This window comes from Comamonas sp. FUJ_7, from assembly GCF_057369555.1.
In genome coordinates this window covers 237,309-260,240 of the sequence record NZ_JBXXZI010000006.1, presented here as the reverse complement: position 1 = coordinate 260,240, position 22,932 = coordinate 237,309, and the positions used below count along the sequence as shown (strand labels likewise).

The 22,932-nt window shown below is 59.8% G+C and carries 21 protein-coding genes and 1 pseudogene; 9 read left to right on the top strand and 13 right to left on the bottom strand.

The window, feature by feature from the left end:
• Positions 1-2: 2 nt before the first annotated feature.
• The 6 genes from AC2I9W_RS11440 to AC2I9W_RS11415 form a co-directional block, all read right to left on the bottom strand.
• A complete protein-coding gene (locus AC2I9W_RS11440) occupies positions 3-905 on the bottom strand; it encodes a VOC family protein (protein WP_486410078.1) in 903 nt (300 codons plus the stop codon).
• 308 nt (positions 906-1,213) lie between these two features.
• Positions 1,214-2,296: an alkene reductase gene (locus AC2I9W_RS11435; RefSeq protein WP_486410077.1), complete on the bottom strand. Its 1,083-nt coding sequence runs from the start codon at positions 2,294-2,296 to the stop codon at positions 1,214-1,216.
• A 15-nt stretch (positions 2,297-2,311) separates the two neighbouring features.
• Positions 2,312-2,959 carry a nuclear transport factor 2 family protein gene (locus AC2I9W_RS11430; RefSeq protein WP_158384596.1) on the bottom strand — a complete coding sequence of 216 codons (648 nt, stop codon included), beginning with the start codon at positions 2,957-2,959 and terminating at the stop codon, positions 2,312-2,314.
• A gap of 15 nt (positions 2,960-2,974) precedes the next feature.
• A complete protein-coding gene (locus AC2I9W_RS11425) occupies positions 2,975-3,742 on the bottom strand; it encodes an SDR family NAD(P)-dependent oxidoreductase (RefSeq protein ID WP_486410076.1) in 768 nt (255 codons plus the stop codon).
• A gap of 12 nt (positions 3,743-3,754) precedes the next feature.
• Positions 3,755-4,486, bottom strand: a complete 732-nt coding sequence (locus AC2I9W_RS11420) for an SDR family NAD(P)-dependent oxidoreductase (RefSeq protein ID WP_486410075.1) — start codon at positions 4,484-4,486, stop codon at positions 3,755-3,757.
• Positions 4,487-4,940: 454 nt separating this feature from the next.
• Positions 4,941-6,425 carry a short-chain fatty acyl-CoA regulator family protein gene (locus tag AC2I9W_RS11415; protein WP_486410074.1) on the bottom strand — a complete coding sequence of 495 codons (1,485 nt, stop codon included), beginning with the start codon at positions 6,423-6,425 and terminating at the stop codon, positions 4,941-4,943.
• Positions 6,426-6,595: 170 nt separating this feature from the next.
• On the opposite strand from AC2I9W_RS11415, the gene prpC reads away from it, so the two are divergent.
• The 5 genes from prpC to AC2I9W_RS11390 all read left to right on the top strand — a co-directional run bounded on the left by prpC (position 6,596) and on the right by AC2I9W_RS11390 (position 13,259).
• The gene (gene prpC / locus AC2I9W_RS11410; protein ID WP_486410073.1) at positions 6,596-7,801 is read left to right on the top strand and encodes a bifunctional 2-methylcitrate synthase/citrate synthase; all 1,206 of its coding nucleotides are present in this window, start codon (positions 6,596-6,598) and stop codon (positions 7,799-7,801) included.
• A 13-nt stretch (positions 7,802-7,814) separates the two neighbouring features.
• Positions 7,815-8,345: a GntR family transcriptional regulator gene (locus AC2I9W_RS11405; RefSeq protein WP_486410072.1), complete on the top strand. Its 531-nt coding sequence runs from the start codon at positions 7,815-7,817 to the stop codon at positions 8,343-8,345.
• 24 nt (positions 8,346-8,369) lie between these two features.
• Positions 8,370-10,964, top strand: coding sequence for a Fe/S-dependent 2-methylisocitrate dehydratase AcnD (acnD, locus tag AC2I9W_RS11400; RefSeq protein WP_486410071.1), 2,595 nt, complete (start codon positions 8,370-8,372; stop codon positions 10,962-10,964).
• A 141-nt stretch (positions 10,965-11,105) separates the two neighbouring features.
• Positions 11,106-12,332 carry a 2-methylaconitate cis-trans isomerase PrpF gene (prpF, locus tag AC2I9W_RS11395; RefSeq protein WP_486410070.1) on the top strand — a complete coding sequence of 409 codons (1,227 nt, stop codon included), beginning with the start codon at positions 11,106-11,108 and terminating at the stop codon, positions 12,330-12,332.
• A 66-nt stretch (positions 12,333-12,398) separates the two neighbouring features.
• Positions 12,399-13,259 carry an isocitrate lyase/PEP mutase family protein gene (locus AC2I9W_RS11390; protein WP_486410069.1) on the top strand — a complete coding sequence of 287 codons (861 nt, stop codon included), beginning with the start codon at positions 12,399-12,401 and terminating at the stop codon, positions 13,257-13,259.
• A gap of 154 nt (positions 13,260-13,413) precedes the next feature.
• On the opposite strand, the gene AC2I9W_RS11385 is transcribed toward AC2I9W_RS11390, so the two are convergent.
• The gene (locus AC2I9W_RS11385; RefSeq protein ID WP_486410068.1) at positions 13,414-13,650 is read right to left on the bottom strand and encodes a hypothetical protein; all 237 of its coding nucleotides are present in this window, start codon (positions 13,648-13,650) and stop codon (positions 13,414-13,416) included.
• A 178-nt stretch (positions 13,651-13,828) separates the two neighbouring features.
• Here AC2I9W_RS11385 and AC2I9W_RS11380 point away from each other — a divergent pair.
• Positions 13,829-14,071, top strand: a pseudogene (locus AC2I9W_RS11380) (GntR family transcriptional regulator); the annotation flags it as partial.
• Positions 14,072-14,194: 123 nt separating this feature from the next.
• On the opposite strand, the gene AC2I9W_RS11375 reads toward AC2I9W_RS11380, so the two are convergent.
• Positions 14,195-14,761, bottom strand: coding sequence for a TetR/AcrR family transcriptional regulator (locus AC2I9W_RS11375; protein WP_486410123.1), 567 nt, complete (start codon positions 14,759-14,761; stop codon positions 14,195-14,197).
• A 161-nt stretch (positions 14,762-14,922) separates the two neighbouring features.
• Here AC2I9W_RS11375 and AC2I9W_RS11370 point away from each other — a divergent pair, with 161 nt between their 5' ends.
• Complete coding sequence (locus tag AC2I9W_RS11370) at positions 14,923-16,116, top strand: MFS transporter (RefSeq protein WP_486410067.1); 1,194 nt, start codon at positions 14,923-14,925, stop codon at positions 16,114-16,116.
• Positions 16,117-16,191: 75 nt separating this feature from the next.
• Here the strand turns inward: AC2I9W_RS11370 and AC2I9W_RS11365 are convergent, their stop codons facing one another.
• The gene (locus tag AC2I9W_RS11365) at positions 16,192-17,103 is read right to left on the bottom strand and encodes a LysR family transcriptional regulator (protein WP_486410066.1); all 912 of its coding nucleotides are present in this window, start codon (positions 17,101-17,103) and stop codon (positions 16,192-16,194) included.
• A 319-nt stretch (positions 17,104-17,422) separates the two neighbouring features.
• Between AC2I9W_RS11365 and rnk the strand changes: the two genes are divergently transcribed.
• The gene (rnk, locus tag AC2I9W_RS11360; protein WP_486410065.1) at positions 17,423-17,830 is read left to right on the top strand and encodes a nucleoside diphosphate kinase regulator; all 408 of its coding nucleotides are present in this window, start codon (positions 17,423-17,425) and stop codon (positions 17,828-17,830) included.
• A gap of 65 nt (positions 17,831-17,895) precedes the next feature.
• Here rnk and AC2I9W_RS11355 read toward each other — a convergent pair whose 3' ends face one another.
• Complete coding sequence (locus tag AC2I9W_RS11355; RefSeq protein WP_486410064.1) at positions 17,896-19,077, bottom strand: acyltransferase family protein; 1,182 nt, start codon at positions 19,075-19,077, stop codon at positions 17,896-17,898.
• A 249-nt stretch (positions 19,078-19,326) separates the two neighbouring features.
• Between AC2I9W_RS11355 and AC2I9W_RS11350 the strand changes: the two genes are divergently transcribed.
• Complete coding sequence (locus AC2I9W_RS11350; RefSeq protein WP_486410063.1) at positions 19,327-19,908, top strand: GbsR/MarR family transcriptional regulator; 582 nt, start codon at positions 19,327-19,329, stop codon at positions 19,906-19,908.
• A 92-nt stretch (positions 19,909-20,000) separates the two neighbouring features.
• Here AC2I9W_RS11350 and cydX read toward each other — a convergent pair whose 3' ends face one another.
• The 3 genes from cydX to AC2I9W_RS11335 are packed head-to-tail and all read right to left on the bottom strand — an operon-like array spanning position 20,001 to position 22,920.
• Positions 20,001-20,141, bottom strand: coding sequence for a cytochrome bd-I oxidase subunit CydX (gene cydX / locus AC2I9W_RS11345; RefSeq protein WP_486410062.1), 141 nt, complete (start codon positions 20,139-20,141; stop codon positions 20,001-20,003).
• A 21-nt stretch (positions 20,142-20,162) separates the two neighbouring features.
• Entirely contained in the window at positions 20,163-21,317 is a 1,155-nt protein-coding gene (gene cydB, locus AC2I9W_RS11340) for a cytochrome d ubiquinol oxidase subunit II (protein WP_486410061.1), read from the bottom strand.
• Positions 21,318-21,330: 13 nt separating this feature from the next.
• The gene (locus AC2I9W_RS11335) at positions 21,331-22,920 is read right to left on the bottom strand and encodes a cytochrome ubiquinol oxidase subunit I (RefSeq protein ID WP_486410060.1); all 1,590 of its coding nucleotides are present in this window, start codon (positions 22,918-22,920) and stop codon (positions 21,331-21,333) included.
• Positions 22,921-22,932 lie beyond the last annotated feature (12 nt).

The window sequence follows — 22,932 nt, the reverse complement described above, 5'->3', positions numbered from 1 at the left end:
TATTAGTTGTTTTCGGGGCGGCCCACGCTGAAGTCATGCCCCCAGAGGCTGACTGTCGTGAATTCGTGCGTGATGTGGTGATCCCAGTCGATGATGGCGCCGCCATAGCCGAACTCCAGGTCGAAGTTCGAGGGCGTCTTCATGTAGAACGAGATCATCTTGTCGTTGGTGTGCTGACCCAGCGTGGCCGACAGCTTGGTCTGGCTCTTTTGCATGCGGTCCATGGCACGGCCCACTTCAGGCATGTTGTCCACCTCGACCATCACGTGCACGCAGCCCGATGGCGAAGGGAACTCGGCCAGTGCCAGGCTGTGGTGACGGCCGTTGGCGCAGTGGAAGAAGTGAATGCGCACCGTGGGACCTTCGTCGCCAGCGGGCTTGAAGTTGTAGATATCCGAGAGGCCAAAGCCCATGACATCGCGCACAAAGGTCACGGTTTTGTCAAAGTCAGGGGCAGGCAGAACGGTATGTCCCAAGCCATAGTCACCTGTAATGAAGCGCGAGACCCCCTGAGGCGATGCAAAGTGGGCGAAGTCGGATTTGAAGCCCCAGACGATTTCGTGGCGGTTGCCCGAAGGATCCATCACCACAGCCAGTTGCTGCACATGACGCTTGGCACACAGCTCGGCGCTGCCCAGCTCGTAATGCACATCGGCCGCCTTCAGCGCTGCGAGCGCCTGCTCAAAGGCATCCTTGTTGGCCACTTCCCAGCCCGATGCGGTGTACTTGTCATTGCTGCCAGGCTGAACCTGGAAGCGGAACTGACGTTCATCCATCTTGATCAGCAGATCGCCACCGGCTGTGATGCTGGGCATCATGCCAAGCACATCACGTGCATAGCTGACCCAGCGATCCAAATCAGAGCTCTCGGCGACAACGTACGCAAGTCCACGTATTTCCATCATGATGTCGGGGCCTCCAACCCAAATCTTTTGTAGTGATGCTGATGATTTTGGAGAGGAGAGCCTTTACAAACATCGTCCATTGAGACTAACGATTCGCAGCTTTTGCTAGCAAAATCCATAGCACTCTCCCCAGCATCAGAAAGCAATTGGGGCATGTAAAGACCTTTCTTTCAGCCATTTGCAGTAGCCAAGCACGACACCCTGGCGACACCCTCGGAAACCCTCATCACGACCCACAAAAAAAGGCCGCACCCCAAAAGGGAATGCGGCCAACACGATGAACTCAGTTTTTGACTAATGGCCGCGGATCAGGCCGTCTGTACCTCGGTTGCGGATGCATAGTCGTTGTAGCCCTTGGCACCCGGGGTGTAGAGCGTGTTGCGATCAAACTTGGACAGAGGCAGGCCCTGGCGCATGCGTTGCACCAGATCCGGGTTGGCAATAAAGTGCCGCGCAAACGACACAGCCTTGCCTTCACCTGCCTGCAGCGCCGCTTCAGCGCTTTGGGCATCAAAGCCGTCGTTGAGAATCAGGTTCTCGCCAAAGTTCTCACGCGCCAGCTTGAAGGCGTCGATAGATGGATCGAAAACCGAACGCATCACATGCAGGTAGGCAATGCCCAGTCTGGATGCCTGGCGCATCAGCTCAGCATGCGTAGCCGCCGAGTTTTCGTCCGAGGTGTCGTTAAAGGTGTTGCCCGGGTTCAGGCGCAGACCCACGCGATCCACACCGATGGCCTCTCCCATGGCGCCCAGGCACTCCATCGCAAAGCGTGCACGGCTGGCCGCATTGCCACCATATTCATCAGTGCGCTGATTGGTGCTGGAGTGCAAAAACTGCAAGCTCAGATAACCGCTGGTGCCATGCAGTTCCACACCGTCAAAGCCCGCATCGATTGCGCGCTTGGCCGCAGCAGCATGCTCGGCAATAGCCTGGCGCACCTCTTGGGTGGTCAAAGCCTGGGGCACATCGAAGTCCTGCATGCCTGCGGCATCCGTCCAGATCTTGCCCTGCGCCTGAATGGCCGATGCCGACACCGAGCGCACGCCTGCGGGCTTGATATAGCTGCTGCCAATGCGCCCTGAATGCATGATCTGCAGCACGATGGAGCCGCCGCGCGCATGCACGGCATCCGTCACCTTGCGCCAGCCACGCACATGCTCGGCAGTCTCGATGCCGGGCTGGCGGCAGTAGGCCTGGCCCGTGACTTCAGGCCATGCCCCCTCAGCCACGATCAGTCCAGCATCGCCGCGCTGACCATAGTGCTCGGCCATGATGTCCGTGGGCGTGCCATCGACCTCTGCACGATTGCGCGTCATGGGAGCCATGACCACGCGGTTTTGCAGCGCAAGCTTGCCCAGTTGAACAGGGGTAAACAATGTTTGACTCATGCCAACTCCTTCGCCTTAGCGCACACGCATGCGCGGCGCGGGCGTGCCACGGCGCATGGTTTTGAGAAACTGTTCCAGCGGCGCAGGGGCAGCTACCTGAGGCAGCTCATCCTTGTCGGGACGGTTCGCCCAGAACTCCTTCCAGCTCGGGAACAGGTCGTGGAAAGCGCCGTGGTAGGGCTCACGACCGGGCCAGCGCATCTTCATGTCACCAATCGGCGGCTTGTTCAGGTCGGTGGCATACCAGTAGCAGGGCAGGCGGCGGCGGAAGAACCACTGACCGTCGATGCGCTCATAGTCATCCCAGTACAGCATCTGCATGATGACCCACTCGGCACCACACTCATGCTCGTTCTTGGAATAGACCACGCCGGTGGCGTGATCCTTGTCCACGAACTCGATGATGTGCTGTCCCAGATGGTGAGAGGTGCCCGTGAACTGGTCACGCAGAGTGCTGTCCTGCCAGGCCATAAAGTGCGCGCGCCCCACCTTCTCCTTGCCCACCTTGATATCGGGTGCAAACAGGTTCACATGGGCATCCATGTCACGCATGTCCAGCGACAAGGAGTACTTGCCAGCCAGCTGGCGAATCGCATCCAGCGACTCCAGTCTGTCGATACGCTCGTCCAGCGTTTGCGGCCACTGATTCACGGGTTCACTCATCTCTCTAGCTCTCTCTTACAGCGCAGTCACCAGAACAGCGGAGCGACCGCCATCCACGGGCAGTGCAGCACCGGTCACATAGCTGGCTTCATCGCTGGCCAGGAACAGCACGGCATTGGCCAACTCGTTGGACTGACCGACACGGCCCATGGGGATGAGCTTTTCGGTGTTCTTGCGCGATGCCTCGTCGGCCAGCATGCCGGCCGTGGCAGGTGTTTCCACCACAGCGGGGATCACCACGTTCACACGCACTCCGGCAGGAGCACCTTCGGCCGCTGCAGCGCGCGAGAAGTTGAGGATGGCGGCCTTGGCTGCCGAGTAACCCGACATATAGGGCGTGCCCAGCGTGCCGCAGATGGAGCCGATATTGACGATGGAGCCGCCCTTACCGGCCATCAGCTTCAGCGCCGTGCGTGTACCCCAGAAGGTGCCGTCCACCGAGGTGCTGAAGTTGGCATGCCAGTCCGCCGTGGTCATGGCCTCGATGCCACCCCAGGTGTAGGCCATGGCGTTATTGACCAGAATGTCCAGGCTGCCATGCTTCTTGGCAGTCTGCTCCAGCGCACCGACAAACTGGGCTTCATTGCCCACGTCAGCCACGATGGCCTCGGCGCTGCCACCTGCTGCCTTGATCTTGGCCACGACCTCATCCAGCGGCTCCTTGCGGCGACCGCAGATCACCACCGTCGCACCTTCCTGTGCGAAACGCTCGGCCGTTGCAGCACCGATACCGGAGCCACCACCCGTCACAAATGCAATCTTGCCTTCCAGACGCTTGCTCATTTTTCTCTCTCCTTACAGGAAGGCGCTGCCGCCGTTGACCGCCACGTTCTGACCGGTCACAAAACCGCTGTCATCGCTGGCCAGGAACACCGCCACCTTGGCGATGTCATCGGGTTCGGCCATGCGACCCATGGGCACGCCGGCGATGATCGCGTCGGCCCATTCCTGGGGAATGCCTTGCATCATGGGGGTGTTGGTGGGGCCGGGAACCAGCGTGTTCACACGGATCTTCTTGGGTGCCAGCTCCTTGGCCATGCCACGGGTCAGGCCCATGATGGCGGCCTTGGAGGCGCAGTAGTGCGCTGGGCCGTCGCCGCTGACAGCCGAGGTGCTGGAGATGTTGACGATGGCACCGCCCTTGCCTTCTTGCATCTGCTTGACAGCGGCGCGAGCGCAGTAGAAAGCGCCGTTCAGGTTCACGCCAATCACGCGCTCCCAGGTGGCATCAGGGATATCGGCAAACTGATCGACCGAGCCCACGCCGGCGTTGTTCACCAACACCTCAACGGCACCCAGGGTTTCACGCACTTCGGCAAACAGCTTGTCCACGGCAGCGCTGTCGGCCACGTTGACGGAGCGCGCCAGGTGCTTGCCAGCCTTGCCTTCCAGCGTCTGCTTGGCAGCTTCTTCGTTCAGGTCCACGGCCACGACGGTGGCGCCTTCATCCGCAAAACGCTGTGCAATGGCGCGGCCCATGCCCTGACCTGCACCTGTGACCACGGCCACTTTTCCTGCTAAACGCATTCATGTCTCCTTGTTGATTGGCAATCAAAATTTGGAGTCAAGCGTAGAAAAAAAGCGGCGTCAGACCATCGTCCAACAAGACTAAGCAAATTCGAAAAATCGATATCCAGGCCTGCAAGATCGCCGTAACCGCTTAGCAGGCCTGAGGAAAATCACTTTCCCCACGGAATGCAGGCAAGGGTTTTCACCCATCAGACTTTCCACGCAAACCGGCTATCGCTGATCAAGGCGCAGCACAGGCCACTTTGTCAGAGCCTGTTTGCGCTCTCTGCACGAGCTGGGCAGGAATACAGGCCTGCATGCAGACATGCACAGAAACATTCAAAAAAGGAGCTTGTAGCGCTTGTCAGCTCTTGATTTCAGGCATTAAACCATCTGAAACTCAATACTACTGAGCGCTAAAAGCTCCTCTTATTGAATGGAGCAGAACCACTTCAAGATCGTCAACACGCGCTTAGCCACCGTAAGGCACAAAGCCACTTTCGTTTTCATTGACCTTGAGCGGCTTGGCCACATACGGAAAAGCACGCTGCGGACAGGCCGCACGCTCGCACACCTTGCAGCCCATGCCAATGGGTGTGGCCGCAGCCACATTGCGCAAATCCATGCCTTGGGAATACACCAGTCTTGCTGCGTGCTGCAAGTCACACCCCAGGCCAATGGAGAAAGTTTTTCCCGGTGCACCCCAGCCCTGGCCCGCATGGCTGATAGTGCGGGCAATCCAGAGATACACACGCCCATCGGGCATGCTGGCGAGCTGAGGGACAATGCGACCCGGTTGGGTAAACGCCTCGTACACCCCCCACAGAGGGCAGGTTCCCCCGGTCTTGGAAAAGTGAAAATGCGTGGCCGACTGGCGTTTGCTGATGTTGCCAGCCCTGTCCACTCGGATGAAGAAAAAGGGCACGCCCGGCGCATCGCTGCGCTGCAGCGTGGAGAGGCGGTGACACACGGTCTCAAAGCCCACGCCAAAACGCTGGGCCAACAAGTCGATGTCGTACTGCAGGCTTTCCGCCGCACGCAAAAACTCACCATAAGGCAACACAAAAGCACCTGCCACATAGTTGGCCAGCCCCATGCGCGCCAGGCGGCGCGTGCCCTCGTCCTGCCACTGCGCGCTTTGCAGCTCCGTGGCAATCAATGCATCAAACTCCAGCAGCGCCAGCTGGGTTGCCAGCTGAAAGGCCTGCTGCATGGGTCGCAACTGTGGTGCGATGTACAGCGTTCGGGTGACTGCGTCATAGCGGCGGTGGCTTGCAGCCTTGCCCTCTCTGTCCTCGCCTACGCGCAAGACCTGCACACCATGGCGCACCTGCAGCCGGTACTGCAACCACTCTTGCAAGCTGCCTCCTTGCTCTGCGGCCTGCCGGGCCAGCGCCTCGGCCGCACGATCCAGCCCATCAAAGTAGTTGCGATGTGCAAAGAAAAAGTCACGTACCGCTTCAAAAGGCATTTGACGTGGCGACTCCGCCAGAAGACCTGTCACGCCATGGCCAGCAGACCCACTTTCCTGCAAGCCCCCGCCATCTTGCTCTGCTCTGCCATCCCCCAGCCGGGCACTCAACGCTTCCAGACGTTCTGCATCGGCCAGCTGTCTTTGGTGCATGAGCAGCAGCATCTGCGCCAGCTGGGGCAGCTTGGCCGCCACCTCGCGCAACTCAGGCAAGGGCACAGCCCCTTCGGGTTGGGGCATCGCCGCCACGGCATCGCGCAGTTGCGCCAGCAAACGAGCTTCTTCATCTTCTGAAAACTGCTGGATGTCCACACCCAGCACCTTGTGAATCTTGAGCAGCACCGCCACCGTGAGCGGGCGCTGATCCTGCTCGATCTGATTCAGATAGCTGGGCGACAGCTCCAGTGCCTGCGCCAGTGCCGCCTGCGTCATACCTCGCTCGGCGCGCAAGCTGCGCAGACGCACGCCCATGAATGTCTTGGCCATTGCCATGCCTCCAATTCAAGCCCGCCAATATTTGCAAACTTCGCAAATTCTTGATTTCTTCTTCGCAATCATTCACCAATTCAGCCCTATACGATTGAAATGTGAATGCGTAGATTGCGAAGTATCGCAGACCCAACAGCGTCTGAGTTCACAACTTCAAGGAGACACCCATGAGCACGACCGCCACGGCAGCCGCCGCCACAACCAACGCCAGCAATCAGATTCTGGCCACCACCGCCGCCACCTTCAAACCCAAGAAATCCGTCGCGCTCTCCGGCGTGACCGCAGGCAATACCGCGCTGTGCACCGTGGGCAAAACCGGCAATGATCTGCACTACCGCGGCTATGACATTCTGGACATTGCCGAAGTCTGCGAGTTTGAAGAAATCGCCCACCTGCTGGTGCATGGCAAGCTGCCCACACATTCCGAACTCAAGGCCTACAAGACCAAGCTCAAAGCCCTGCGCGGCCTGCCGACCAGCGTCAAGACCGCGCTGGAGCAACTGCCAGCCGCCAGCCACCCCATGGATGTGATGCGCACCGGCGTCTCCGCCATGGGCTGCGCCCTGCCCGAGAAGGACGACCACAACCTGCCAGGCGCCCGCGACATCGCCGACCGCCTGATGGCTTCGCTGGGTTCCATGCTGCTGTACTGGTACCACTTCAGTAACTCGGGCCGCCGCATCGAGGTGGAAACCGATGACGACTCCATCGGCGGCCACTTCCTGCATCTGCTGCACGGCGCCAAACCTGCCGAGAGCTGGGTGCGCGCCATGCACACCTCTTTGAACCTGTATGCAGAGCACGAGTTCAATGCCTCCACCTTCACGGCGCGCGTGGTGGCCGGTACCGGCAGCGACATGTACTCTGCCATCACCGGTGCCATCGGCGCACTGCGCGGCCCCAAGCACGGCGGCGCCAACGAAGTGGCATTCGAGATCCAGAAACGCTATGACAACCCCGCCGAGGCCGAAGCCGACATCCGCCGCCGCGTGGAAGCCAAGGAAGTCGTGATCGGCTTTGGTCACCCCGTCTACACCGTCAGTGACCCGCGCAACGTGGTCATCAAGGGCGTGGCCAAGAAGCTCTCCGACGAAGCAGGCAGCACCAAGATGTACGACATTGCCGCACGCCTGGAGTCAGTGATGTGGGAAGTGAAGAACATGTTCCCCAACCTCGACTGGTTCAGCGCCGTCAGCTACCACATGATGGGCGTGCCCACCGCCATGTTCACGCCTTTGTTCGTGATCGCCCGCACCAGCGGCTGGGCGGCCCACATCATCGAGCAGCGCCAGGACAACAAGATCATTCGCCCCAGCGCCAACTACGTGGGTCCGGACGATCTGAAGTTCGTTCCCATCGAAGCCCGCCAGTAATCACCGACACGCCATGACTGCCCAGCCCATGCAAGCCCACTCCCTGTGCATTGCCATCGCCGACAAACTGCGCGAACGCATCTTGAGCCATCAGTTGCCTCCCGGCTCCGATATCAATGACGGTGCGCTGGCGCAGGAATATGGCGTCAGTCGCACCCCTGTGCGAGAGGCCATGAAGCTGCTGTGCCACGAAGGCCTGCTGACCGCCCAGCCGCGCCGCGGCATGACGGTCACGCGCCTGAGTGCCGCTCAGGTCAACGAGGCACGCTTGCTGTGCGCCTTGCTCAGCGAGCACCTGAGCCTGCAGCGCCAGACCCACGCGCCTTGCACCCAGCTGGGCGAGCAGTTGCTGCGTGTGTCGCAGGCAAGGCTGCAGCTGGCCCTGGGCTCTGCATCCTTTGAAGAGAGCAGCGCCAGCAGCACCGCAGCCTGCCTGCCTCAGTCCCACTCTCAGTCCCACTCTCAGTCTCAATCTCAGACTGCGCATCACAGCCACACCGCAGGCATGAAGACCCCATCGGCCATGGCCGCTCTGACCCACTGATCCCCACAAGAATTGCCCGAGACAATGCCCCACAATCTCCACCGCTATCGCAAGCCCCTGCCCGGCACCGCCCTGCACTATTTCGATGCGCAAGCCGCCGTCGAAGCCATCCAGCCCGGCGCCTGGGCCGGCTTGCCCTACACCAGCCGCGTGCATGCTGAAAACCTGGTGCGCCGTTGCGAGCCCGCCATCCTCACCGAATGCCTGACGCAAATCATTGAGCGCAAGCGCGAGCGCGACTTTCCCTGGTTCCCGGCGCGCGTGGTCTGCCATGACATCCTGGGCCAGACGGCGCTGGTCGACCTGGCGGGCCTGCGCGATGCGATTGCCGACCAGGGCGGTGACCCTGCCGCCGTCAACCCTGTGGTGCCCGTGCAATTGATCGTGGACCACTCGCTGGCCGTAGAGTGCGGCGGATTCGACCCCGACGCCTTTGAGAAGAACCGTGCCATCGAAGATCGCCGTAACGAAGACCGCTTTCACTTCATCGACTGGTGCAAGCGCTCGTTCAAGAATGTGGAGGTGATCCCACCAGGCAACGGCATCATGCACCAGATCAATCTGGAGCGTATGAGTCCTGTGATCCATGCTATCGATGGTGAGGCATACCCAGATACGCTGGTCGGCACGGACAGCCATACGCCGCACGTGGACGCACTGGGCGTGATCGCTGTCGGCGTGGGCGGACTCGAAGCTGAAAACGTCATGCTGGGCCGTGCCTCATGGATGCGCCTGCCCGAAATCATTGGCGTGAAACTCACCGGCAAACGCCAGAACGGCATTACCGCCACCGACATCGTCTTGGCGCTGACCCAGTTTCTGCGCCAGCAAAAAGTGGTGGGAGCCTATCTGGAGTTTTACGGTGAAGGCGCTCGCAGCCTCTCCATCGGCGACCGCGCCACCATCTCCAATATGGCGCCCGAGTATGGGGCCACAGCCGCCATGTTTGCCATTGACGAGCAGACCATAGACTACCTGCGCCTCACAGGCCGCGAGCCCGCCCAAGTGCAGCTGGTCGAAACCTACGCCAAGCAGGCAGGCCTGTGGGCAGATGCCCTGGAAAACGCCGTGTACGAGCGCACACTGCAGTTCGATCTGTCCACCGTGGTGCGCAATATGGCCGGCCCCTCCAACCCACATGCCCGCGTCGCCACGGCAGATCTGGCTGCCAAGGGCATTGCCGGTGAATGGCAGGAGCAAGAGGGCCAGATGCCCGATGGAGCGGTCATCATTGCGGCCATCACCAGTTGCACCAACACCAGCAACCCCCGCAATGTGATTGCTGCCGGTTTGCTGGCACGCAATGCCCGCAATCTGGGCCTCACGCGCAAGCCCTGGGTCAAGACTTCGCTGGCTCCCGGCTCCAAGACCGTGCCGCTGTACCTGCAGCAAGCCGGTCTGCTGCGTGACCTGGAAGACCTGGGCTTTGGTGTCGTGGCCTTTGCCTGCACCACCTGCAACGGCATGAGCGGCGCGCTCGATCCCGTCATTGAGCAGGAGATCAAGGACCGCGACCTCTACACCACGGCCGTGCTTTCGGGCAACCGCAACTTTGACGGGCGCATTCACCCCCACGCCAAGCAGGCCTTCCTGGCATCGCCCCCGCTGGTGGTGGCCTACGCCATCGCAGGCACCATCCGCTTCGACATCGAAAACGATGTACTGGGCGTCTTCCAAGGCCGTGAAATCCGCCTCAAGGACATCTGGCCCAGCGACGACGAGATTGACCGCGTGGCCAAGGCCGCCGTCAAGCCCGAGCAGTTCCGCTCGGTCTACGAGCCCATGTTTGCCATCCATGCAGACACCGGCGCAGCGGAAGAGCCCCTGTACAACTGGCGCCCTCAGTCGACCTATATCCGCCGCCCCCCTTACTGGGAAGGGGCGCTGGCTGGCGAGCGCACGCTGCGCGGCATGCGCCCTCTGGCCATCCTGCCGGACAACATCACCACCGACCACCTCTCGCCCTCCAACGCGATCCTGATGGACTCGGCTGCCGGTGAGTACCTGCACAAAATGGGCCTGCCCGAGGAGGACTTCAACTCCTACGCCACCCATCGCGGCGACCACCTGACGGCCCAGCGTGCCACCTTTGCCAACCCCAAGCTGTTCAACGAAATGGTGGTGGACGACAAGGGACAAACCCAGCAAGGCTCCCTCGCCCGCGTGGAACCCGAAGGCAAGGTCATGCGCATGTGGGAAGCCATCGAGACCTACATGGAGCGCAAACAGCCGCTGATCATCATCGCCGGTGCCGACTACGGCCAGGGATCGAGTCGCGACTGGGCCGCCAAGGGCGTGCGTCTGGCAGGGGTGGAGGCCATTGTGGCCGAAGGCTTTGAGCGCATTCACCGCACCAATCTGATTGGCATGGGTGTGCTGCCGCTGGAGTTTTTGCCCGGCACCACCCGCCACACGCTGGCGCTCGATGGCACGGAAACCTTTGATGTCATCGGCAAGCGCAAGCCTCGCGCCGAGCTGACGCTGCATATCTACCGCAGCACCGGCGCACGCACCGAAGTGCCTGTGACCTGCCGCCTGGATACCGCAGAAGAAGTTTCCATCTACGAAGCTGGCGGCGTGCTGCAGCGCTTTGCCCAGGACTTCCTGGCTAATCAGTAATCACCCCCTGAGCGGCTTCGCCGCTTCCCCCTCTCTGGCGCTAGGCGCCGGAGGGGGACGATGCCCTCGCTGCGGGGCGGCCCTTGCTCGGCATCCCGCCGATGAGCCGCCCCACGCTCTTCAACACACCATCGATGCTTGATGGACTCTTTGATAGCCAGCATCACCATGAATCACTTCACACCGCAAATCAAAATCCCCGCCACCTATTTGCGTGGCGGCACCAGCAAGGGCGTGTTCTTCAAGCTGCAAGACTTGCCAGCGGCGGCCCAGCAGCCCGGCGCCGTGCGCGACGCCATCTTGCTGCGCGCACTGGGCAGCCCTGACCCCTATGGCAAACAGATTGATGGCATGGGCAATGCGTCGTCCTCGACCAGCAAGAGCGTAATCCTCTCCAAGAGCAGCCGCCCGGACCACGATGTGGACTACCTCTTCGGTCAGGTCGCCATCGACAAGGCCTTTGTGGACTGGAGCGGCAACTGCGGCAACCTCAGCGCTGCCGTCGGCCCCTGCGCCATTCACATGGGGCTGATAGCTGCCGAGCGCATTCCTCACAACGGCGTGGTCAGCATCCGCATCTGGCAAGCCAATATTGGCAAGACCATCGTGGCCCATGTGCCCATCACCGACGGCCAGGTGCAGGAAACCGGCGACTTCGAACTCGACGGCGTGACCTTCCCAGCCGCCGAGGTGCCGCTGGAGTTTCTGGACCCCGCCGACGATGGCGAGGATGGAGGCGCCATGTTCCCCACGGGCAACTTGGTCGATCGCCTGGATGTACCCGGCATTGGCAGCTTTGCCGCCACCATGATCAATGCAGGCATTCCCACCATCTTTTTGAATGCCAAAGACATTGGCTATACGGGGTGCGAACTGCAAGACGCCATCAACAATGACACTGAAGCGCTGGCCAAGTTCGAGACTATCCGCGCATACGGTGCAATTCACATGGGCCTCATCAAGGATCTGAGCGAAGCTGCCACTCGCCAGCACACGCCCAAGATTGCCTTTGTGGCACCGGCCCAAAGCTATACCGCCTCCAGCGGCAAGGCGATTGAGGCCGACAGCATTGACCTCGTCGTGCGGGCGCTGTCCATGGGCAAGCTGCACCACGCCATGATGGGCACGGCAGCCGTGGCCATTGGCACGGCTGCCGCCATCCCCGGCACGCTGGTCAACCAGGCGGCCGGTGGCGGCGAGCGCCATGCCGTGCGCTTTGGCCACCCCAGCGGCACGCTGCGCGTAGGGGCCGAGGCCCGGCTGGTGGGCGATCAATGGCAGGTCACCAAAGCCCTGATGAGCCGCAGCGCCCGCATTCTCATGGAAGGCTGGATTCGCGTGCCCGGCGAAGTGCCGAACGCCAAATAAGCATCAAAACAGGCTGCAAGCGCTTTCTGGCAAAGCGCTTGCAGCTATCAAAACAAGAGATCAATCATGAATTCAAAGCAACAACTCAAAGCCCTGGCCGATGCACGCCGCGGCGTCATCGTCCCCGGTGCGTTCAACGCCATGTCGGCCCGCCTGATTGCCGATCTGGGCTTTGAAGCCATTTACGTCACCGGTGCCGGTGTCACCAATATGTGGCTTGGCATGCCCGATCAGGGCTTTATGGGCCTGACCGATATCGCCGACCACACCGCCCGCATCCGCGACGCCGTGGAGGTGCCGCTGCTGGTCGATGCCGACACCGGCTTTGGCAATGCCGTCAACACCTACCATGCCGTGCGCACGCTCGAGCGTGCCGGGGCCGACTGCATTCAGCTCGAAGACCAGGTCTCGCCCAAGCGCTGCGGCCACTTCAATGGCAAGCAAGTCATTGAAACCAGCGAAATGCTGGGCAAGATCAAAGCCGCCGTCGATGCGCGCCGCGACAGCGGCACCCTCATCATGGCCCGCACCGACGCGGCAGCCGTCCACGGCTTTGAAGCCGCCATCGAGCGTGCGCAGCAGTTTCAGGAAGCTGGTGCCGACATCCTGTTTGTCGAAGCCGTGACCAAGGAAGAAGAAGTCCGCGCCCTGCCACAGCGCCTGCAAGCCCCCCAACTCATGAACATGGTCATTGGCGGCAAGACCCCGATCTTCAACGCCGATGAATTGGGCCAGCTGGGCTTTGGCTTTGTGCTGTACGCCAACGCCGCCCTGCAAGGCGCGGTCGCTGGCATGCAAAAGTGCCTGACCCTGCTGCGTGACGACCACAAGGTGGATGAAGATCCCGCCATCGTCGCCCCCTTCCTGGAGCGCCAGCGCCTGGTGAACAAGGACTTCTGGGATGGGCTGGAGCAAAAGTACAAATAAGCTTTAACCCAGATTTAAACAAAATAGCGTGCAGCGCTTACCCATCAAGCACTGCACGCTATTTTTTTGAGAGTGGATAGTTAAGGACCACAGACCGTGACCCTGCTCTGACCTCAGAGCGAGCAGCCCAGACCGGCTGCGCCAGGCATTGCGCTTATGGAAGGCGCAAGTCCATGCCCAGCATGCCGGCAAGGCCGAAGGTAAAGCCCAGCACAAACAGCAGCCCCAGCACAAAAACGACCGCGATCTTGCCGATCGAGAGCAGCAAGGTACGCGTGTCCGCCCCCTTCTTCTTGCCTTGGTCGTAATGCCACTTGATGGCAAAGAACATGCACGCGCCGAAGATCAGCGCTTTGAACACCACAAAGACTACAGGGACCCAGTCGATCATTTTGAGAATTTCCAGCCAATGACTTGGCACTATCAATCGCGAAACACTCTGCACCAGCAGGCGTGAGCGAAGCGAACGCCGGCAATTTCCATACAAACCTGGTATTGCCTTGCGCTCAGGGAGATACTACTTAAAAGCAATTTCCATACATGCGGACAAAATGTCCTAGCCTCGATCCATGCAAGATGATTCGCTGCCCATCTGGTTGCGGCGATTAAGCACCCAGGGCGGCCCTTGTTTGTTGCAGATTGCCGATGCCCTGCAGGTCGCTGTGACAGACGGATCCTTGACTCCTGGCGAGCGCCTGCCGCCACAGCGTCGGCTGGCTGCTGCGCTGAATGCCGATCTGACCACCATCACACGCGCCTATGATGAAGCTAGGCGACGTCATCTGCTGGAGGGGCGCGGTGCTCGGGGCACGAAAACTCCCTGCTCATGACCAATGACCTGGGGGAGGCTGCCACTGCCGCATGGATTCTGGCGTTGCCAGCGCCTGACCCTCAGTGCAGCAGTGGTTTAGCAGCGGAAAAAGGGAAAGGTCGACTCACGCCGCCTTCCAGCCTGCCAGCATGAGCTCCAGTGCCTGCAGCGCTTCATCCAGCCGCTCGTCGGACGCCCCCTCCTGCGCAATCCAGATTGCCGCTTCAATCAGACTGCCATTGAGCAGGTGGGCCATAGCCTGAGGACTGGAGCGCACAATCACGCCCTGATCCATCAACTCCTGCAAATACGCCGCCATGAACTGCACACACTGCTGGTATTGCGCCCCCTGCTCGGTACCGGTGAGAACGGCTCGCGCATCCTGCAGCACGATGCGGCGTATCTCCGGCTCTTGCGCCATGGCCAGGTAGGCGCGGCAGTAGGCCAGAAAGCCCTCCCAAAGATCGCCATGGTTGCGCAACACCTGCTCCAGCCGCGCATCCATTTCCGCATCGATCTGTGCAAACACAGCCGCCAGCAGCCCAGGCTTGCCGCCAAAGTGGTGATAAAGCGCGCCACGCGTCAAACCCGCCTGTGCGGTCAGTTCATCCATGGACGCCTGCGCATAGCCATGCCGGGCAAACGCAGAGCGTGCTGCGGCAATCAATTTGGCTCGAGTGGCTTCAATCATGCTGCTGCGGCTTTGGCGAACTTGGGTCACAGAAAGCTCCAGAAAAAACACATACAAGGCGTATGCCAATCATACGACGCCACGCCAGGCACTCTATAGAATGCCATTCACATACACGATGTATGCAAGTGAATTGATGCATTAATCTGCCCGAGGTTTTCATGTTGAATGCGTATCGCAGCCTGTTTACAGCGCCAGGCAGCACAGGCTTTGTTCTCGCGGGCCTGCTGGCTCGCCTGCCACTCTCCATGACGGGAATTGGCCTGATCACCATGCTGTCGCAGCAGCGCGGTGCCTATACGCTGGCGGGCATGGTGTCTGCCTGCTTTGCCCTGTCGATTGCCATATTGGCCCCCCGTATTTCAGCTCTGGTGGACCGCTACGGCCAATCCAGGGTGCTGCCGTTTGCTGCGGCCAGCAGCGCGCTGTCCATGCTGGCGCTGCTGGCTTGCGCTCACTGGGAAGGTCCGGACTGGCTGCTGCTGGTGCTGGCCGCCGCCGTGGGCAGCCTGCCCAGCATGCCGGCCATGGTGCGCGCCCGCTGGACAGCCATTTACAGCGGTACGCCGCAGTTACAGACAGCGTTTGCCCTGGAGGCCGTACTGGACGATCTCGCGTTTATCGTGGGCCCTCCCTTTTCCGTGGGGCTGAGCATGATGCTGTTTCCCGAGGCCGGCCCCTTGGCTGCGGCATTGTTTCTCATCGTGGGCGTAAGTCTGTTTGTGATGCAGCGTCGCACTGAGCCCGCGGTCAACCCGCTCGCTCACTCCCCAAAGCACAGTGCACCGTCCATGCTGCGCCAGCCCGTTGTGCGTACCTTGGCGCTGTTCATGCTGGCGCAAGGCGTTATCGTCGGTGTGATTGATGTGGCCAGCGTAGCCTTTGCCACAGCCCAGGGTCAGCCCGGCATGGCCAGTGTGGTGCTGTCCTTTTATGCCTTGGGATCCTGCGCCATGGGACTGCTGTTTGGCACGCTGCGCCTGTCGATGCCACTGAGTCGCCAGATTGTGTGGGTGGGCGCATCCGTCGCCATCTCCGCTCTGCCCTTGCTGCTGGCCAGCAATCTGACCGCACTGACGCTTGCAGTTCTGCTCGCCGGTATCACCTTTGGTCCGACGATTACCGTGGCCATGAGCCTGGTCGAGCAACAGGTCCCCGCCCAGCGCCTGACCGAGGGCATGACCTGGCTGCTGACCGGTCTGGCCAGTGGCGTCGCACTTGGAGCCGCTGCGGCGGGCTGGTTGATAGACCACTGGGGAGCACAACAGTCCTTTGTACTGACGCTGGTCGCAGGCGCTGCCATGTGGCTATGGGGCGTTCAGGCGGGGCGACAAGCCAGCCCAGCCCGACCTTGAGCTCATCAAATTTATAGCAAAAACAGCCTCCAGCCCTTACAGAGCAATGGAAGTCAGCTATCTATTTATCAGCCTCTACAAAACACTCTGGACAGAGGGCATCGGTTGCGGCGAACGCGCCAGCGCGATAAAGGCTTGCAGGTAGTCGGTGTGCAACTCTGCCTCACGCGCGCCCAGATAGATTTGCTTGGCAATTCCCTTGGCTCCCAGCTTGACGGGAACAACGGCCATTCGCTCGGCATATTCAAGTGCCAGCCAGCGCGGCAAGGCCGCAACGCCGCGGCCGCTGGCCACCATCTGCATCATGATGTCTGTGGTCTCAATGGTTTTGTGGCGGCGCGGTGCCACCCCTTTGGGCAGCAAAAACTGGGTGTAGACATCCAGCCTGTCCACCGCTACGGGATAGGTAATGAGCACCTCATGCGCCAAGTCTGCTGGCCTGGCATATTCAGCCTGCGCCAGCGCATGATCGGCAGCAACCACCAAAACCTGCTCATAGTCAAACACCGGCTCAAAGTACAGGCCGGGCTTGAACAAGGGGTCCGGCGTGACCAGCATGTCAATCTCGTAGCCGAACAGCGCCCCAATGCCACCGAACTGAAACTTCTGTTTCACGTCTACATCCACATCGGGCCAGGCTGCCAGATAAGGAGAGACGATTTTCAGCAGCCACTGATAGCAGGGATGGCACTCCATGCCTATGCGCAAGGTACCGCGCTCCCCTTGGGCAAACTGCTGCAAGCGGGCTTCAGCCAGATCAAGCTGAGGCAGCACACGGTTGGCCACCGCCAGCAAATACTGCCCGGCCTGGGTCAAGCGCAAGCTGCGCCCCTCGCGCAGCCAGATATCGGTGCCCAGCTGGGCTTCCAGCTTGCGCATACTGTGACTCAGAGCTGATTGCGTAAGGCAAAGAACATCGGCAGCAGCCGTCAAAGTGCCTTGCTTTTCAACCTCCCGGACGATGGACAAATGAATGCGCTCAATCATTGAAGAGAAATATTCATGAATTTCTAATGAATATCCATCTTAGTTCATGCATTGATTGGCTTTGAATCTTTCCAGCATCCCCACCTTTGCTACCGCACAGCTAACACGCCCCATCCACAAAGGCAAACTCGATAGCAATCCGCACTGAGGGAGTGCGAGATGGCTTGGCTGTTCACGCCGCTCCACCGAAAATTGAGGGCATCGCACCAACTTGGTGCTATCTTCGAACACATCGGCCCGGACAACACCCTTGCCCGGGCTTTGTCCGTTTGCGCCACGTCAAAGCGCCAATTACACCATCTCGCAAGGGAGCTACATCATGGAGCGCAAGCCCAATATCACTTTGTCCTCCTTGGACTTGGACCGCATTGAATCGCTGCTGGAAAAGAACAATGCACAGTTTCCTGGCCGCGAAGCACTGGAAGCAGAGCTGGATCGCGCGGATGTGCTCGACCCCGCTGAAATGCCTGCCAATGTGGTGACCATGAATTCCACGGTGCGCTTCACCATGCTGGAGATCAACAAGTCCAACACACTGACCCTGGTCTATCCCAAGGACATGGACGGCAGCACCGACAAGGTCTCCATCTTTGCCCCCGTGGGCATTGCCCTGCTGGGCCTGACCGTCGGCGATGAGTTCAAAATGCCCAGCCCCACGGGCCAGGTAACCGTGCGCGTTGACGCCATCGACTTCCAGCCCGAAAGCTCGGGTGAGCTGCATCGCTAAGCCAGCACAGCTTCCACCAAAAAGCAGCTCCCTAAGAGCTGCTTTTTTATTGTCCACTTCGCCTATCAGCGCAGGCCCGCCAGCAACGTGGTCAGCAACCCTGCCCCTATCAACCCAGCTTGCCAGCGCAGCGCCTGACCCCATGAAGAGACATGGCGCTCCACCAGTTCATACAGCGCATAACCGGCGACCAAAGAAAGAACAAAGGCAAAAGGAATCCCCACTACGGCGGCGGCAACCGAGTCATGCCAGAAATGATTAACTACCGCATTGACCAGCAGGCAGATAGAGAAGTGGATGAGAAACACTGAATAAGAAATTTCACCCAGGCGACGCAAAGGTGCAAAGCCTCGCCAGCTGGCAATGGCTTGGGTGCGCATAGCCATCACCAGCAGGACGGCCGTCACTCCTGCCAGGAAAATGCGGTCGCGCCATTCATAGACCAAGGCACCTATCACCAGCGCCGCAATCAGCAAGGCCCAACTCCAGGCCGTCAAGCGTTTGTCTGCAGCCACGGCCCAATAAGCCATCATGCCAAGGCCATAGGCCCCCATGAAATAAATGGCCCAGACATCCAGATCTGCATCCAGATTGAAGTTCAGCAACGATAGGCCGGCACACAGCACAACCAGCGCCTGCATGCCTGTTACAGCCCATGGCCACCAGTGCTCCACAGCTTGGGCCCCCCAACGAGACAACGCCAGTTGCTTGACCCAGCGCACTCCGGCAAGCAAGAGCACAGTGCCAGCAAAGAGCTGAAAGTCAATCGACACGTACCAGACACCTGCCGACAAAGACTCCTCACCCGCAATGCCTTGAAGCAGCAAGGCATGCGCCAGCAGTTGCCATAGATCCGGGTCGGCAGAGACCGATTCGTGATCAAACCAGGGGCGAATGGCTGCCGAAACCACAATCGTCACCATCAGCGCCACGGCATAGGGCACAACCAGGCGCACAAAGCGCTTGCCAATCTTGGCCCATGGCGAGTCAAAGCGCGCCAGCCCCTGCGGTGCCAGGCTGGCTGCAGCCAGAAAGCCACCGATCACCAGAAAGATCTGCACTGCCATGCGGGCGTACTCATACAGCCAGTCCAGCAAATCAGGCATGGCAGGATGTGCCACGTCCGACATGGGCCCGTAAAAAGCCAGGTGATGCCAAACAATGGCGGCACAGGCCAGCCCTTTGCTGCAATCGATCAAAGCGCTGCGTGCATGAAAAGTGTGGGTAGAGGACAAATGGGAGGCCATAGCATCACGGCCACTGACAGCTACGGGCTGCACAGCAACAAAGTGAGTTTTGCCCGGCGACAGGCAAAGTAAAAAAGGTGACGTAAAACAGGGTGGCGATTTTGCGCCGATTCCCGACAATTTGCTGACAGCGTTGCAAGTTTTACGAAACAGCTTCATACCGTTGCACAGCCAGAGCGCTTGAAAAACAAGGCTGCAGCACTGCGGCTTGATTCCCTAGCCTCACTGCAATTTCCCTGCAAAGGCACAATGGCGACCATGACGCAAGCCAAACCACTGTCGGAGCTGAGCCGACAATTTGTTTCGCATTTCGGCGAAATGGGCAGCCGCTGGGGCATTAATCGCACCGTGGGTCAAATCTATGCCCTGCTGTTTATTTCTCCAGCGCCTCTGAATGCCGATCAGATTGCCGATACGCTGGAGTTTTCACGCTCCAACGTGAGCATGGGCCTCAAAGAGCTGCAAGCATGGCGGCTGGTTCAGCTGCGTCACCAGCCCGGCGACCGACGCGAATACTTCCAGGCTCCTGAAGATGTCTGGGAAATTTTCAAGCGTCTGGCCGAAGAGCGCCGCCGCCGCGAAATCGAACCCACCCAGTCCATGCTGCGCGCGGCCATGATGGAAGAGGCCAGCAGCGACGAAGAGCGCTACGCTCAGCAACGTATGCGTGATATGCACGAACTCATCGACAAACTCATGAGCTGGTTTGATGACGTGCAGCGCCTGTCGCCCGAAACTGCCATGCAGCTCATGGGCATGGGGTCGGCCGTCACCCGGTTGCTGGACCTCAAAGACAAGATTACCGGCAAGGGCAGCAAAGAAGCGCCATAGCCTCATCAAGGCATCTTTGTCTTTGGCCCTATCTCCCATTAAAAAAGCCCGGCGGATGCAGATCCGTCGGGCTTTTTCATTTCTCAGTCTGCTCAGGCGTCTGGCAGTGTGTTGGCTTTTTCGAGCAGGCGACGTCGCGTCACCTCATCTTCCGTCAGCTCAAACCACATGGCATTGAGAACGGCGAAAGCAGCTGCCAGAGGCAGGCCCAGCAACCAGGCGAAGTACCACATATACAGTCCTTTCTTTCTTGATTAGTACGAGTGACCCTGACCCGTCGCAATCGCGGTCACGTTCACCTTGCCGCGCAGAATGCGATACACCCAGGTCGTATAGGCCAGGATGATGGGCATGAAGATCAGCGCGCAGACCAGCATGATGAACAGCGTCACATGGCTGGACGAGGAGTCCCAGACCGTCAGACTGAAACGAGGGTCCAGCGACGAAGGCAGGATCATGGGGAACATGGCAGCGCCCACGGTCAAGATGATGCAGGCAATGGACAAGCCACTGCTCAGCAGCGCCAGCCATTCCTTGCGGCCACGCAGGCCAGCGGCAGTGACCAGAGGCAGCAACAGGCCCAGACCAGGCAGCAGCCACAGCAGGGGTTGAGCCTTGAAGTTTGCCATCCAGGCACCGGGAGCCACAGCAGCTGTCTTGAACAAGGGGTTGGACGGACCGGTGGTGCTCACGGCGCTGGTGATCTCATAGCCATTGATTCCCGTGGCAAGCCACACACCAGCCAGAGCAAACAAGATCGTTGTTGCCACAGCAGCCAGAGAGCCATAGCGGGCGGAGCGCGCCTGCACATCGGCTTCCGTCTTGAAGACCAGCCAGGCTGCGCCATGCATGACGAGCATGGCGACAGAAACCAGTCCGCACAGCAGAGCAAATGGCGTCAGCAGGCCAAAGAAGGTGCCTTCGTAGTAAATACGCAGGTCATCGCCGAGACGGAAAGGAACACCCAGCAGCACATTGCCCATGGCCACGCCAAAGATCAGCGCAGGTACGATGCCGGAAATGCACAGCACCCAGTCCCAGGCATTGCGCCAGCCCGGCTCCTCACGCTTGCTGCGGAACTTGAAAGCCACTGGGCGCAGGATGAGGGCCACCAGGATGGCAAACATGGCCAGATAAAAGCCGGAGAAGGACACGGCGTAGAGCTGAGGCCAGGCGGCGAAGATGGCTCCGCCCCCCAGAATCAGCCACACCTGGTTGCCTTCCCAGACCGGGCCAATGGAGTTGATGACGGTGCGTCGTTCCACGTCTGTCTTGGCCGTGGCACGCAGCAAGGCGGCGGCGCCCAGGTCAAAGCCATCCATCACGGCAAAGCCAGTGAGCAAGATGCCCAGCAGCAGCCACCAGATGACACGCAGCACGTCATACGAAATCAGTTCATGCAAGATCATTGCTTTGCTCCTCTCAGCTTTGGCCGCGCGCCAGCTTCTTGATCATGGGTTCATACATGCTCAGATGCGGTTCGCTCACATGCTCCGGCCCCTTCTTGATGGCGCGAACCATCAGCTTCATCTCGATGATGAACAGCACGGTGTAGATCAGGATGAAGCCTGCAATCGTCAGCAGCAGCGTAGTGGCTCCCAGGTTGGATACCGCCATCACCGTGGGCAAGACACCTTCGATGATCCATGGCTGGCGACCCAGCTCGGCCACAATCCAGCCGCACTCGGCAGCAATCCAGGGCAGAGGAATGGAGAGCACGGCCACCTTGAGCAACCAAGGGTAGGCGTCGAGTTTGTGACGGGCAGACAGCCAGAAGAAAGTGGCAGTCAGAGCGATGAAGAACATGCCTAAAGCGACCATGATGCGGAAGCTCCAAAACAGCGGGCCGACAGGGGGAACCGTGTCCATGGCAGCCAGCTTGATTTGCTCTTCGGTCGCCTTGCGGGGATCATCCACGTAGCGCATCAGCAGCAGGGCATAGCCCAGATGCACGCCATTGTTTTCAAAGCGCAGGCGAGCTTCTGCAGGGATCTCTGCATCCGTCTTGGCCTGGCGAATGGTCTGCAAGGCGTCATAGGCGTCAATACCGTTACGGATATTGCCTTCAGCACTCTTGACCAGATCATTGATGCCGGGAATCTCCGTGGTCAGCGAACGGGTACCGATCAGACCCATGACCCATGGGATATGCACGGCGAAGTGGGTTTCTCGCGCTTCACGATCAGGGAAACCAAAGGCCGTGAAAGAGGCCGGTGCGGGCTCGGTCTCCCACATGGCTTCGATGGAGGCCAGCTTCATCTTCTGATGCTCTGACGACAGATAGCCAGATTCATCACCCAGCACCACCACCGACAGAGAAGCCGCGAGACCAAACGAGGCAGCCACGGTCATGGAGCGCTTTGCCAAATGGATATGACGGCCCTTGAGCAGATACCAGGCAGAGACACCCAGCACAAAGATGGCTGCAGTCACATAACCTGCCGACACAGTGTGCACAAACTTGGCTTGCGCAACGGGGTTGGTAAGCACGGCAAAGAAGTCAGAGACCTCCATGCGCATGGTCTGGGGATTGAAAGCGGCGCCGACGGGGTTTTGCATCCAGCCGTTGGCAATCAGAATCCACAGTGCCGAGAAGTTGGAGCCAATGGCCACCAGCCAGGTCGCAATCAGGTGGCTGACCTTGCTCATGCGGTCCCAGCCAAAGAAGAACAGACCGACAAAGGTGGCCTCCAGGAAGAAGGCCATCAGACCTTCAATCGCCAGAGGTGCTCCAAAGATGTCACCCACATAGTGGCTGTAGTAGCTCCAGTTCATGCCGAACTGGAACTCCATCACCACGCCAGTGGCAACGCCCATGGCAAAGTTGATGCCAAACAAAACGCCCCAGAACTTGGTCATGTCGCGCCAGATCGTCCGACCTGTCATCACATACACCGTCTCCATGATGGCGACGAGTATGGACAGGCCCAGCGTCAGGGGCACGAACAGAAAGTGGTAGAGCGCCGTTATCGCAAACTGCAGTCGCGATAAATCGACGATATCGAGGTCCATGGTCTGGTCCTT